Here is a 12,200-nt window from a genome sequence, read left to right as displayed (position 1 = left end):
TTTGTCCCACTCTCTTCATTTGTGCTTATTTTTTCAACAAGTCGCGGATTTCTGCAAGCAATTCTTCTTGAGTTGGAGCTGCAACAACAACTTCTTCCTCTTTTTTAGGCATTGCTTTTTCTGCTGCTTTAACTACGAAGAACAGTACAGTACCAACAATAAGGAAGTTGATGATAGCGCTCAAGAATGAACCATAAGCAACACCATTCCATGTCAAGTCTGCAATTTTATCTGCACCAGCAGCCTTCAAAGCCGGGTTAAGGAAAAGTGGTGTAATAACATCTTCAACGAGTGAAGTAATGATAGCACCAAATGCAGCACCGATGATAACCGCAACAGCAAGGTTAAGGACATCGCCCTTAAACAAAAAGTTTTTTAATTCTTTAATCATGAGATAGAGAATTCCTTTCAAAAAAAATTTACTTCGCTATTATAGCGGAAGTTCCTGACATTTTCAACTCATTCGGCTCATTTTTGTAAAATATTTGTAAAAATTATGAACAATTTTCCAATTCTAATAAAAAGAAAAGGGTTTCATGCCTAGTGTGAAAACGATGGTAAACATTTTACAAGCTTACTTTGAAATGGTATAATAGAATGTAACACTAAAATAGGTGAATTGTGTGGAGGTGAGTATTTGGTGATTGATAAATCAGTGATTTCAGAAATCAAAAATTCCCTCAACATTGTTGACGTTATTGGAGAAGTAGTTCCCTTGCAAAAGGCAGGACGAAATTATTTAGGGAACTGTCCGTTTCATAAAGAAAAAACACCTTCCTTTAACGTTGTTGAAGATAAGCAGTTTTACCATTGCTTTGGATGCGGTAAATCAGGAGATGTTTTTAAATTTATCGAGGAGTTTCGGAATGTCACCTTTGCAGAAAGTGTGAATATTCTAGGGGAACGTCTGGGACTTGCACCTTTGGTACAGACCAACTCATCGCCTTCTCAGCATCATAGTCCTCACCAGTCACTCTATCAGATCAATCAGGAGGCTGCTAAATTCTATCATGCTGTTTTAATGACGACCAAGATCGGTGAGGAAGCCAAGCAATACCTTTACCAACGAGGGATAGATGATGAACTCATCCGACATTTTAATTTGGGGTTAGCACCTGATGAATCGGATTTTCTCTATCAGGCAATGGCTAAGAAATTTGATGAGGATGCGATCGCTCAGTCTGGATTATTCACGCTTTCGGATAATAATCGTGTTTACGATAGTTTTCGTAACCGAATAATGTTCCCCTTAAAAGATGATCGTGGTAGAGGAATTGGTTTTTCAGGCCGGATATGGACTGAGGCTGATGTGGCTAACCAACAGGCTAAGTACAAAAATACACGAGCCACGGTTATTTTTAATAAATCTTACGAATTATATCATTTGGATGGAGCAAAAGCTGTTGCAGCTAAAGAGCATGAACTCTTCCTTATGGAAGGTTTCATGGATGTTATTGCAGCCTATCGATCTGGCATTGAAAATGCTGTAGCTTCGATGGGGACAGCCTTAACACCAGAACATGTTCAACACTTGAAACGGTTCACAAAAAAAGTTATTCTTACCTACGATGGAGATAATGCAGGACAAAATGCTATCGCAAAATCCTTAGACTTGCTGAAAGATTTTCAGACAGAGATTGTCCAAATTCCAAATCAAATGGACCCGGATGAATTTCTTCAGAAAAATTCACCTGAGGAACTAGCTAAACTTCTCAAAGAGTCTCGGATTAGTGATGTTGAGTTTTGGATTCAGTATTTGAAGCCTGCCAATACAGATAACCTCCAGGCAGAGATAGCCTTTGTCGAACAAATTGCTCCCATTGTTGCTAGTGCTCAATCGATTACAGCTCAAAATACTTATATTACGAAAATAGCGGAGCTCTTACCTGATTTTGATTATTTTCAAGTTGAGCAAGCTGTGAATAGTGTGAGGGTACGGACACGCACTCAGGTCCAACAGCAACCCAGTCAGAGGGCCACTATCGTTGAGCTTCCCATGGCTAAGCGCCTGACGGCACTCGTTAAAGCTGAGAATCAGCTTCTGCACCGTCTGTTGCATTTCCCTTATCTCTTGCAAGAGTATCGTAATCGAGAGGAGTTTCGTTTTGAAACGCAAACCCTACAAACTCTTTATGCTCTGCTATGTCAAAATGGAGAACTGACGAGTATTGACTTGAATCATCTCGATGAAGCTACCCAACAGGCCTATTATCAGGTATTGGAGGAAAATCTTCCTGATGAAATAGCAGAGGGTGAGTTGCAGGAGATAGAGGCTAGAAGAGACCGCTTTTTAGAAGAACAAGATTTACGTAAACAAAGTCAATTGATCCGTGATTCTAGTAATCAGGGGGACGTTGACAGTGCAGTTGCAGCCCTTGAGGCCTTGATTGCCCAAAAACGAAGAATGGAATAGAGGATAGTATGCCAACAAATAAAAAAAATCAAACCTTTAACGTACAAGTTGCTGATTTTATCCGTAACCACAAAAAGGAAGGGACTGCAGTAGATGATGAAGTCACTGAGAAACTAGTTATTCCCTTTGTTCTTGATGCAGATCAGATCGATGACCTCTTGGAACGGTTGACGGATGGTGGAATTTCTATCACTGACAAGGAAGGAAACCCATCAACTAAGTACGTCGTAGAAGAAATTAAACCAGAGGAATTGACAGATGAGGAACTCATAGGGTCAAATTCAGCCAAGGTTAATGACCCAGTTCGGATGTACCTCAAGGAAATTGGTGTCGTGCCACTGTTGACCAACGATGAGGAAAAAGAGCTGGCTGTCTTGGTTGCTGAAGGAAACTTGGAAGCCAAGCAACGTCTAGCAGAAGCCAACCTCCGTTTGGTGGTATCCATTGCTAAGCGCTATGTTGGTCGTGGCATGCAGTTCCTGGACCTTATTCAAGAAGGAAACATGGGTCTTATGAAGGCTGTTGACAAGTTTGACTACTCTAAAGGATTCAAGTTCTCAACCTATGCGACTTGGTGGATTCGTCAGGCCATTACTCGTGCCATTGCCGACCAAGCCCGTACAATCCGTATCCCAGTTCACATGGTGGAAACCATCAATAAACTGGTTCGTGAACAGCGTAATCTCTTGCAAGAGTTGGGTCAAGATCCAACACCAGAGCAAATTGCAGAAAGGATGGATATGACACCAGATAAGGTGCGTGAAATCCTGAAAATCGCCCAAGAGCCAGTCTCTCTTGAAACGCCTATTGGTGAGGAAGATGATAGCCACCTTGGTGACTTCATCGAGGACGAAGTGATTGAAAATCCAGTTGACTATACAACTCGCGTGGTCTTGCGTGAGCAGTTGGATGAGGTCCTAGATACATTAACTGACCGTGAGGAAAACGTGTTGCGACTTCGCTTTGGTCTGGACGATGGGAAAATGCGTACCCTGGAAGATGTGGGCAAGGTCTTTAACGTGACCCGTGAACGCATTCGCCAAATCGAAGCCAAAGCCCTCCGTAAACTCCGCCACCTATCCCGCAGCAAACAACTCAAAGACTTTATTGATGACTGATTTAGTCCAGTGGACTAAATCATGTCGGAAACAGGAAATAAAGACTTGACGAAGGTACAGTGTACCTTTTTAACCCAAGCCTAGAGAAGTGAGAGCGCGGATAGTTCAGAGGATTAAATCAAAGCATCTGATTAAATCTTGTAGCCGATTGAAGTGCTCAAAGGAGATTGTATGACACAAATTTACAATGAACAAGAAATCGAATCTATCAAGGACCGAATCCTCCAAGCTTTAGAAGAGGTTATTGACCCAGAGTTGGGGATTGATATTGTGAATCTAGGTCTGATTTATGAAATCAGGTTTGAACAGGATGGTTCTACTGAAATTGATATGACTTTAACGACTATGGGGTGTCCTTTAGCAGATTTGATTACCGATCAGATTCATGACGCTATTAAGGATGTGCCTGAGGTGACCAAGACAGAAGTTAAGTTAGTCTGGTATCCAGCCTGGTCTGTGGAACGCATGAGTCGCTATGCACGAATTGCATTGGGAATCCGTTAAAGTTTAGTTGACAATGAGAGAAGGAGACCATGAAAAAGTCTCTGAAATAGCAAATGGCTTAGAGCAACGTTATCAAATAGGGTTGGTTCTAAGCCATTTTGTATTCTTTAATTTTCATAAGAAAGGTTACATGTTGAGTTTTTGTACAATCTCTATATCTTATTGATGCTTACTTGAATTCCTAAAGGTTTTGCGGTACTGGCTGGGGGTCATCTGGTAGTAGAGTTTGAACTGGCGGTTGAAGTTGGAGAGGTTGTTGAAGCCAACTTCAGTGGCGATTTCCAGGATGGGTTTCATGGATTGTACCAGTTCGTGGCTGGCCTTTTGGAGGCGGATTTGGATGATGAATTCCGTTGCCGTTGATCCAGTGTGTTGTTTAAAGACCGTCATAAAGTGGGTCTTGCTATAGCCCATGCGTTCGGCTAAACTTTCGATGGTCAGGTCTTCAGCATAATGCTCCTGAATGTGGTCGATGATGTCTCGGATTTTCTCATTTTTCCGGTAAAGGTCGTCGGTATTTTTCCGTTTGACCAATTTGTGGAAATAGACCAGGTAGAGGAATTCAGTCAACTTGGCCTTGAGCAGGAGTTCGAAGTGCCGACCTGGTTCCTGGGTCAACTGGAAAATCTGATTGAGGCAGTCAGCCAAGTCCTGGTAGCCAGGATCAGTCTTGCGGATGCGAGTGATGAACTTGCTGTTATTATTTTGCAGGGGCTGGAGGTAGCTGATGCTGATGTAGTCCCGGGCAGCATTGCCAATCAAGTCCAAATGGAATTGAAAGGTGTCCACCAGATGCTCGTCTTGCTCAATGGGATGAATGGAGTGCATGGCATTGGGACGGATTAGGATAATATCACCAGCCTGGCTCTCAAAAAAATCGTAGTCGATATGATAGCGGGCTCTGCCTTTTCGCACAAAATTAATCTCCATTTCAGGATGCCAGTGAAAAAGCACATCTGGAATCCCATTTTGAACGTAGGTTTGATAAAATTTAAAGGGAAATAACTGGCTATCAAAAGACACGTGGTGCTGAAACTCTGAATCGGTCAAATGGCTTTTCATGGGACACCTCTTTCCTAGGATAGTATCAGTATACCATAATCCTCAACCTTTTGCTCAAAACGTGGTATAATAATTAGTTGTTAACCTTAGTTATAGAAAGTAGACTCCCGTGATTTATTTTGACCATTCTGCAACGACCCATCCCTATCCACAGGCCCTCCATACCTATCAGGAAGTGGCGACTAAAATTTTCGGTAATCCTTCTAGTCTCCACAGCCTAGGGACGCAGGCTGGCCGGATTTTAGAGGCTTCTCGTCGGCAAATAGCAGAGCTTCTTTCCGTTGAGAGTTCAGAGATTTTCTTTACCTCAGGTGGGACAGAAGGGGATAACTGGGTACTCAAGGGAGTCGCCTTTGAGAAGAAGGCCTTTGGTAAACACATTATCGTCTCCGATGTCGAGCACCCAGCGGTGAAAGAATCAGCCAAATGGTTGAGCCAGCAAGGATTCGATGTGGATTATGCCCCTGTTGATAAGCGTGGCTTTGTTCAAGTTGATAAATTAGCCCAGCTCATTCGACCAGAGACTATTTTAGTCTCGGTCATGGTGGTCAACAATGAAATGGGAGCCATCCAGCCTCTGCAAGCTATCGCAGACTTGCTGGCGGACAAGCCAACCATTTCCTTCCATGTCGATGCGGTTCAGGCTGTTGGCAAGGTGCCGGTCTCTGATTTCATGCTGGACCGGGTTGACTTTGCGACCTTTTCTGGTCACAAGTTCCATGCGGTTCGAGGCGTTGGTTTTATCTATAAAAAATCCGGCAAGAAAATCACACCACTCTTGACGGGTGGGGGTCAGGAGCAGGACTTGCGTTCTACAACGGAAAATGTACCTGCCATCGCTGCCATGGCTAAGGCTCTGCGATTGACCCTAGAAGACCAAGAGGCTGTAGAAAAGCTCAAGAGTATGCGAGACGTTCTGGCAGAGAGTTTGGCAAGTTACGATGGTGTGACCCTCTTTTCTGAGACGGGAGAGGACTTTGCGCCTCATATTCTGACCTTTGGCATCAAGGGGGTTCGCGGAGAAGTGCTCGTTCACGCCTTTGAGGAGCATGAAATCTATATCTCAACGACTTCAGCTTGTTCATCCAAGGCAGGAAAGCCAGCAGGGACCTTAATTGCTATGGGAGTGCCAACCAGCCAAGCTCAAACGGCGGTTCGGATTAGCCTAGATACCAGCAATAGCATGGCTGAAATTGAGCAATTCCTAACCATTTTCAAGCAAATTTATCAAAAAACAGAAAAGATTAGACACTAAGAAAGGAAGGGAGCCTGGCTCCTCAGACACAGATGCGTTATTCAGAAATTATGATTCGCTTTGGAGAACTGTCCACCAAAGGCAAGAACAAGATGCGGTTCATCAATAAGCTTAAGAAAAATATCCAGGACGTCTTGTCCATCTACCCAGAGGTGCGTGTGACGGCAGACCGTGACCGGGCCCATGTCTATCTAAGGGGTGCCCAGTACGAAGAAGTAGCCGAGTCGCTCAAGGTTATCTTTGGGATTCAATCCTTCTCACCGGTTTACAAGGTAGAGAAAAATGTCGATGCCTTGAAAGCAGCAGTCCAAGAGATTATGACAGGACTCTACTATGACGGCATGACCTTTAAAATCTCTGCCAAGCGTTCTGACCATAATTTTGAGCTGGACTCCAGGGACTTAAATTTTATCCTGGGAGATGCTGTTTACGATGTCCTTCCAAACATTCAGGCTCAGATGAAACAACCTGACGTTAACCTTCAGGTCGAAATTCGGTCGGAGGCGGCCTATATTTCCCATGAAACCATTAAAGGTGCGGGTGGTTTACCTGTCGGGACTGCTGGCAAGGGCATGCTCATGCTCTCAGGAGGAATTGATTCTCCAGTCGCCGGTTATCTGGCCCTAAAGCGTGGGGTGGATATCGAAGCAGTTCACTTTGCCAGTCCACCCTATACCAGTCCTGGTGCCCTAAAAAAAGCAGAGGACCTCACGCGTAAATTAACCCGCTTTGGTGGCAATATCCAGTTTATTGAAGTTCCCTTCACTGAAATCCAAGAAGAAATTAAAAACAAGGCGCCTGAGGCCTATCTCATGACCTTGACCCGTCGCTTTATGATGCGGATTACAGACCGGATTCGTGAAGAGCGTAAAGGGCTGGTTATCATCAACGGTGAGAGCCTAGGCCAGGTGGCCAGCCAGACCATGGAGTCCATGCAGGCCATCAACGCTGTGACTACGACGCCGGTTATTCGTCCAGTGGTGACCATGGATAAGTTGGAAATCATTGACATCGCTCAGGCTATCGATACCTTTGAGATTTCAATCCAGCCCTTTGAGGACTGCTGTACTATTTTTGCACCGGACCGTCCGAAGACCAATCCCAAAATCAAAAACGTTGAGCAGTACGAGACTCGCTTGGATGTTGAGGGGCTTGTTGAACGTGCGGTTGCAGGTATTATGATTCGTGAAATCACACCAGTTGAAGAAGCCCAGGATGCGGTGGACCAACTGATTGACGATTTGCTTTAATGAGGGAGAAAACCATGACCATTCGACAAGCGACTGTTGCTGATATTCCTGCCTTGGAGTCACTCTTGCAGGACGTTTTACAGGTCCATCATGCGGTGAGGCCAGACATTTTTAAGGCCCAGGGGCAAAAGTTCTCCAGTCAGGAGCTGGAGGAGATGCTGGCGGATCCTGATAAGCCTATCCTTGTCTACGAAAAAGAGGGTCAGATTTTAGGCCACCTGTTCTGCCAAATTCAAGAGGCCAAGGGAGCCTGTTTGGAACCCATGAAGACACTCTTTGTGGACGATCTCTGTGTCGCAGAGTCTGCCCGCGGTCAAAAAATTGGAGAGCAACTTTACCAGTATGCTCTGCTATTTGCCCGAAAAAATGGCTGTAAAAATATAACCCTGGATGTCTGGAATGCCAATGGCGGAGCCCTGAATTTTTATCAACGTCAGGGTATGCAAGCCCAGAAAACACGGATGGAACAGCTAATAGACCAAGAAGATTGACCTTCAGTAATTTGTTTTCAGAAAAAGAAAAATAAATTTCAGAAATTTAGGCAAATCACTTACATAGAGCCCCTAAATTATGCTATACTAGCTTCTGTTGTATGATTTGAGAGAGTCAGAAGACATAAAAAATAGAAGAAACAGGAGTTTTTTATGCCTCGTAATTTTAAAGAAGCTGTATTTTTCACGGCCCTCATGTGTAGTATGATGGTCTTCGGGATGAGCTGTTGGAACCTTTATGTGTTAGGAAACTTTAGCTGGGGACACGTCTTTTCTGGATTCCTTCCTGGATTTATTGTCGGGATGATTCTTGACTTTGTTTTGGTTGGCCCACTGGCTAAGAAGTTTGCCATGTCTGTTATCATGAAAACACCTCACCACGAAAAACGTTGGGTAAAAATCGTTGGGATTTCAGGCTGCATGGTCATTGGAATGGTGACATGTATGTCCCTCTACGGTTTGATTTTTAATCTGGTGATTGGTCAAGGCCTCGGTTGGTCTGCTATTACTTGGAGTGCTTATTTCAAGACTTGGATTACAAACTTCCTAGTAGCTGCGCCATACAATCTCTTGATTGTCGGTCCAATTTCACGCTTTATCCTTGGAAAATTCCAAAAACCATTCCCAGGTGATGACAAGGTTGAAGACTTTGAGGATGATGAAGTCTTACCAGAAATTATCTAAATCGTAAGGCCCGTAAGGGCCTTTTTGTTATCCAAATAATGGAGAATGGCATCATTGGGGTAATCTCGGTAGAATAGTTAATATTATTTTGTTCAAAAAGCCACCTCTAAACTTAATAGCTCTCTTAATGGATAGGCTTGACTTGCTCTGCTATTGACTGTAAAATGGAGGGAAGACATTCGAGTTGTGAGGGGTTATGGCAACATTACTGGATTATGTGATTAAGATTGGTCGCCAGTCTTTTGAAGAAACTGAGCTGACTGAACTTGATATTGCTGTTCTCAATGAGCTAGGCTATTTGCCGGTAGGAGAATTACTTTCAGAGATTGATGGGACTAAGGATAGCAGAGCAACCTATTCAGTTATCGAATTGTTGCCGCTTTATCAAAGAATTAAGGATGAGATTCAGGTTACATTTTTAGTAACCAGGGAGCGACTGGAACTATTAGATGCAGTTTTGGCAAGCCCTCGCTATCAGGATTTACATTTTGGCAATTATATCAACGATATCAGTACGGAGTTTGAAAAGCAGTTTGCAGCTATTGTCATGTCTTTTCCTAGTCAAGAGCACACTCAGGTCGTTTTTCGTGGAACAGATGATACCTTGATTGGCTGGAAGGAAGACCTTAACATGACCTATATGAGTGAGATTCCTGCTCAGCGATCAGCTAAACGGTACCTAGCTCAAATTTTAGAGTCAGTCGAAGGCCCGATTATAGTGAGTGGGCATTCGAAAGGTGGTAATTTAGCCTTATTTGCCTCTAGTTCAATTCTTGAGAGCTTGCAAAATAAAGTTTCTGAAATCTATCTCTTTGATTCTCCGGGTTTGCACCCTTGGTATCTTGAAACTTATGGCTATCGTCAAATCAGGCATAAGTTACGGGTCTACCGTCCTTATGAATCGGTAGTTGGGGTTATGTTAGCCTTGGATATTGAACCAAGAATTGTTGCGAGTGCTGAAAAAGGATTTGCTCAACATATCATGATGAGCTGGGAAGTGGAAGATCATGATTTTGTTCGGTTAGAGGAGGAGAGTGCCTTTAGTCAGGCCTTGCAACAAACCTTTTCAGACTGGATGGCCTCTTATTCGAAACAGGAGCTAAAAATTATGGTTGATTCCTTTTTTAGCATTTTTATGGATGCTGGTTTGAATAGTTTAGACGATTTCACCATGCTGAGTCAAGGTAGTCTGAATCGTCTAATTAGTCAGTTTTCTAGTGTTGAGCCTGCCAAACGCAATTTAATGCTTAAATCTCTGTCTAAAATGGTAGATCTCTATGTTAAACACAATCGAGAACTAAAGAAAAATCAGGCAGCTAAGTTAGCACAAAACCACTACCAAACTCATTTTCTTGATCGTATTTTAGATGGGATTTTAAAGCGGAAGATGGTTAGCCCATCCGAAACTTCTTCAACTAATGACTGATCAGTTAAACAGTTTTTATCAGTCCGATCTTTAAAAGTCTGCTACAATAAAGTTATGAATACAATAGAACATCTCTCACAAATGGAAAGCCAACTCAATCAGGGCTTAAAATCGACCCAAATCTTACAGTCAGCTTTAGATGACTGTGAGGACTCCCTACCAGGTTTACGTCAGTTGTTTGCCTATTACGGAAGCGATGCTTGGTACCAGCATCTCGAATTGGAAAAGGCAGGCCAAATCCCTCCTCATCAGCCTCGAGGGGTTCTCTCTGAGGATGGCGTTTATAATCTCATTCTAGAATGTCGAGAAATTGCAGAGCAACTACGTCAGTTAGCTGATCAGTTGGATAGTGCGATTGATCAAGAAGAGTAAGTTGCTTGTCCTATAAAGATAGAATCTCCACTTGCAAATTTGTGAGTGGGTTTTCTATCTTATGATATATAGACAACGATGTTTCTGTGAAAATGAATCGAGATACTGGTTTCGATGAAATCTCGACTCTGAAGATAAAGCCCAGAAAACGACTTACATCTGGTACAAGATAGGGTAATACTGCTAATCGTGTAGAAATGCTTTTGGTTAATGCTATGGAGTCAAGTAGGAATCGATAGATAGGAGATAAAATGACTAAAATACGTTTACATGAGATTGTTGCATTTGATAATTATGAAGTGATATCTATAGAATCTGGACATGTGGTCGTTTCGACTGTCGTTTCAAAACAGTCTCTTAATGTTTATGGAAATGCCCACGGAGGATTTCTATTTACTCTTTGTGATCAAATTAGTGGTATGACAGTTATGTCAACGGGGTTTGATGCCGTAACGCTGCAGTCCAATGTAAACTACCTAAAGGGTGCCAAAGAAGGAGATACATTGACGATTGAAGGACAAATGATTCATAATGGTCGAACGACAAAAGTAGTTGAAGTCACTATCACGAATAAGGCTCAACAGTTAGTGACTAGAGGTAGTTTTACCATGTTTGTCATCGGGCAACATGACGATTAGTTAGAAAAATAAATTGAAATCAAGGAGATTTTGGTAATGACGATTGAACAATACACGTTTGGTAATGGCTTAAAGTGGCTTGCCCTGCATTCCAATACCTTGAAAGGGTCTGAGCAAACGCCAGAAACCTTCGATATTGATAAGGAAATTGTCTCCTACGCCCTAGATAAAAACGAGCGTGCCCATACTGAATACGATTGGGAGAACGAGACGTTCACCTTGATTTATAATGTGCTCAATCCTGATCAGGCTGAATATCACTATGAGACTGTTCCGATGACTTTCGTAGTCAAAGAAAACCAATTGATCACCATCTATAATGATGATAATGCCTACATTGTTGCAAAAATGAAACATTATTTAGCTCATCATCCAGATATGACCTGTTATAAGTTTCTTTTTGCCACTCTATTTATGATTTCAGAGTCGTATTTTCCTTATTTAGAAGAAATTGATCAGACCAAAGATGATATCAATCGTCGTCTTCGCCTTAAGACCACTAAAAAAGATTTATTAGCACTCTCAGATATTGAGACCGGTATGGTTTACTTGGTTTCGGCTGCTAATCAAAACACGATTCTTCTTGAGCAAATTAAGGGTCAGAATTTGTATAAGCAACTCAGTGAATCTGATAAGGAACAGCTGGAAGATGCTATTATTGAAGCCAAACAGCTGTCTTCAATGACTCAGCTTAATGCCCAAGTTCTCCAGCAACTTTCAGGTGCTTACAACAATATCTTGAATAATAATCTGAATGATAATATGACGACGCTCACGATTATGTCTATACTTTTAGCTGTCTTAGCGGTCATCACAGGATTTTTTGGAATGAATGTGCCATTACCGATTGCGGATCGGCCGGATGCATGGCTCCTCATTGCTGGTGGGGGAATTATACTCTGGATTGTCCTGTTGAGCCTACTAAGGTATTTGATTTCTAGAAAATAGCAGAGCCTTAATGACTTAAGTAGTTGAGCCCATAAAATC

The 12,200-nt window shown here is 42.6% G+C and carries 13 protein-coding genes; 11 read left to right on the top strand and 2 right to left on the bottom strand.

The genetic code is table 11. The features are described 5' to 3' along the window. Window positions 1-25 precede the first annotated feature (25 nt). Window positions 26-391: a large conductance mechanosensitive channel protein MscL gene (gene mscL, locus ACFORF_RS05910; RefSeq protein WP_380426336.1), complete on the bottom strand. Its 366-nt coding sequence runs from the start codon at window positions 389-391 to the stop codon at window positions 26-28. Between the two features lie 219 nt (window positions 392-610). Between mscL and dnaG the strand changes: the two genes are divergently transcribed. The 3 genes from dnaG (at window position 611) to ACFORF_RS05895 (ending at window position 4,035) form a co-directional block, all read left to right on the top strand. Then, window positions 611-2,413, top strand: a complete 1,803-nt coding sequence (dnaG, locus tag ACFORF_RS05905; protein ID WP_380426422.1) for a DNA primase — start codon at window positions 611-613, stop codon at window positions 2,411-2,413. 8 nt (window positions 2,414-2,421) lie between these two features. After that, the gene (gene rpoD, locus ACFORF_RS05900) at window positions 2,422-3,531 is read left to right on the top strand and encodes an RNA polymerase sigma factor RpoD (protein WP_380426334.1); all 1,110 of its coding nucleotides are present in this window, start codon (window positions 2,422-2,424) and stop codon (window positions 3,529-3,531) included. Window positions 3,532-3,702: 171 nt separating this feature from the next. Then, complete coding sequence (locus ACFORF_RS05895) at window positions 3,703-4,035, top strand: metal-sulfur cluster assembly factor (protein ID WP_380426332.1); 333 nt, start codon at window positions 3,703-3,705, stop codon at window positions 4,033-4,035. 159 nt (window positions 4,036-4,194) lie between these two features. On the opposite strand, the gene ACFORF_RS05890 is transcribed toward ACFORF_RS05895, so the two are convergent. Then, window positions 4,195-5,097, bottom strand: coding sequence for an AraC family transcriptional regulator (locus ACFORF_RS05890; protein WP_380426330.1), 903 nt, complete (start codon window positions 5,095-5,097; stop codon window positions 4,195-4,197). Window positions 5,098-5,206: 109 nt separating this feature from the next. On the opposite strand from ACFORF_RS05890, the gene ACFORF_RS05885 reads away from it, so the two are divergent. The 8 genes from ACFORF_RS05885 (at window position 5,207) to ACFORF_RS05850 (ending at window position 12,161) form a co-directional block, all read left to right on the top strand. Then, window positions 5,207-6,352, top strand: a complete 1,146-nt coding sequence (locus tag ACFORF_RS05885; RefSeq protein ID WP_380426329.1) for a cysteine desulfurase family protein — start codon at window positions 5,207-5,209, stop codon at window positions 6,350-6,352. A 32-nt stretch (window positions 6,353-6,384) separates the two neighbouring features. Beyond that, the gene (gene thiI / locus ACFORF_RS05880; RefSeq protein ID WP_380426327.1) at window positions 6,385-7,602 is read left to right on the top strand and encodes a tRNA uracil 4-sulfurtransferase ThiI; all 1,218 of its coding nucleotides are present in this window, start codon (window positions 6,385-6,387) and stop codon (window positions 7,600-7,602) included. 14 nt (window positions 7,603-7,616) lie between these two features. After that, entirely contained in the window at window positions 7,617-8,093 is a 477-nt protein-coding gene (locus tag ACFORF_RS05875; protein ID WP_380426325.1) for a GNAT family N-acetyltransferase, read from the top strand. A gap of 153 nt (window positions 8,094-8,246) precedes the next feature. Then, window positions 8,247-8,777 (top strand): DUF2798 domain-containing protein, encoded by a 531-nt coding sequence (locus ACFORF_RS05870; protein ID WP_380426323.1) that lies wholly within the window; start codon window positions 8,247-8,249, stop codon window positions 8,775-8,777. Between the two features lie 196 nt (window positions 8,778-8,973). Further along, window positions 8,974-10,203 (top strand): Mbeg1-like protein, encoded by a 1,230-nt coding sequence (locus tag ACFORF_RS05865; protein ID WP_380426321.1) that lies wholly within the window; start codon window positions 8,974-8,976, stop codon window positions 10,201-10,203. A 54-nt stretch (window positions 10,204-10,257) separates the two neighbouring features. Continuing rightward, a complete protein-coding gene (locus tag ACFORF_RS05860; RefSeq protein ID WP_380426319.1) occupies window positions 10,258-10,575 on the top strand; it encodes a DUF4298 domain-containing protein in 318 nt (105 codons plus the stop codon). Between the two features lie 251 nt (window positions 10,576-10,826). Further along, entirely contained in the window at window positions 10,827-11,213 is a 387-nt protein-coding gene (locus ACFORF_RS05855) for a PaaI family thioesterase (RefSeq protein ID WP_380426317.1), read from the top strand. A 36-nt stretch (window positions 11,214-11,249) separates the two neighbouring features. Beyond that, window positions 11,250-12,161, top strand: coding sequence for a magnesium transporter CorA family protein (locus ACFORF_RS05850; RefSeq protein ID WP_380426315.1), 912 nt, complete (start codon window positions 11,250-11,252; stop codon window positions 12,159-12,161). Window positions 12,162-12,200: the final 39 nt, after the last annotated feature.

The sequence above is a fragment of the Streptococcus caprae genome (genome assembly GCF_042649745.1).
GTDB classification, from domain to species: domain Bacteria; phylum Bacillota; class Bacilli; order Lactobacillales; family Streptococcaceae; genus Streptococcus; species Streptococcus caprae.
Note: the sequence above shows the minus strand (reverse complement) of the source record. Positions and strands in the feature narration are given on the sequence as shown.

What these genes read in the sequence shown, in the direction of transcription:
- mscL (WP_380426336.1), bottom strand. Translation starts at nt 391, where the DNA reads ATGATTAAAGAATTAAAAAACTTTTTGTTTAAGGGCGATGTCCTTAAC.
- rpoD (WP_380426334.1), top strand. Translation starts at nt 2,422, where the DNA reads ATGCCAACAAATAAAAAAAATCAAACCTTTAACGTACAAGTTGCTGAT.
- ACFORF_RS05895 (WP_380426332.1), top strand. Translation starts at nt 3,703, where the DNA reads ATGACACAAATTTACAATGAACAAGAAATCGAATCTATCAAGGACCGA.
- ACFORF_RS05890 (WP_380426330.1), bottom strand. Translation starts at nt 5,097, where the DNA reads ATGAAAAGCCATTTGACCGATTCAGAGTTTCAGCACCACGTGTCTTTT.
- thiI (WP_380426327.1), top strand. Translation starts at nt 6,385, where the DNA reads ATGCGTTATTCAGAAATTATGATTCGCTTTGGAGAACTGTCCACCAAA.
- ACFORF_RS05875 (WP_380426325.1), top strand. Translation starts at nt 7,617, where the DNA reads ATGACCATTCGACAAGCGACTGTTGCTGATATTCCTGCCTTGGAGTCA.
- ACFORF_RS05870 (WP_380426323.1), top strand. Translation starts at nt 8,247, where the DNA reads ATGCCTCGTAATTTTAAAGAAGCTGTATTTTTCACGGCCCTCATGTGT.
- ACFORF_RS05865 (WP_380426321.1), top strand. Translation starts at nt 8,974, where the DNA reads ATGGCAACATTACTGGATTATGTGATTAAGATTGGTCGCCAGTCTTTT.
- ACFORF_RS05860 (WP_380426319.1), top strand. Translation starts at nt 10,258, where the DNA reads ATGAATACAATAGAACATCTCTCACAAATGGAAAGCCAACTCAATCAG.
- ACFORF_RS05855 (WP_380426317.1), top strand. Translation starts at nt 10,827, where the DNA reads ATGACTAAAATACGTTTACATGAGATTGTTGCATTTGATAATTATGAA.
- ACFORF_RS05850 (WP_380426315.1), top strand. Translation starts at nt 11,250, where the DNA reads ATGACGATTGAACAATACACGTTTGGTAATGGCTTAAAGTGGCTTGCC.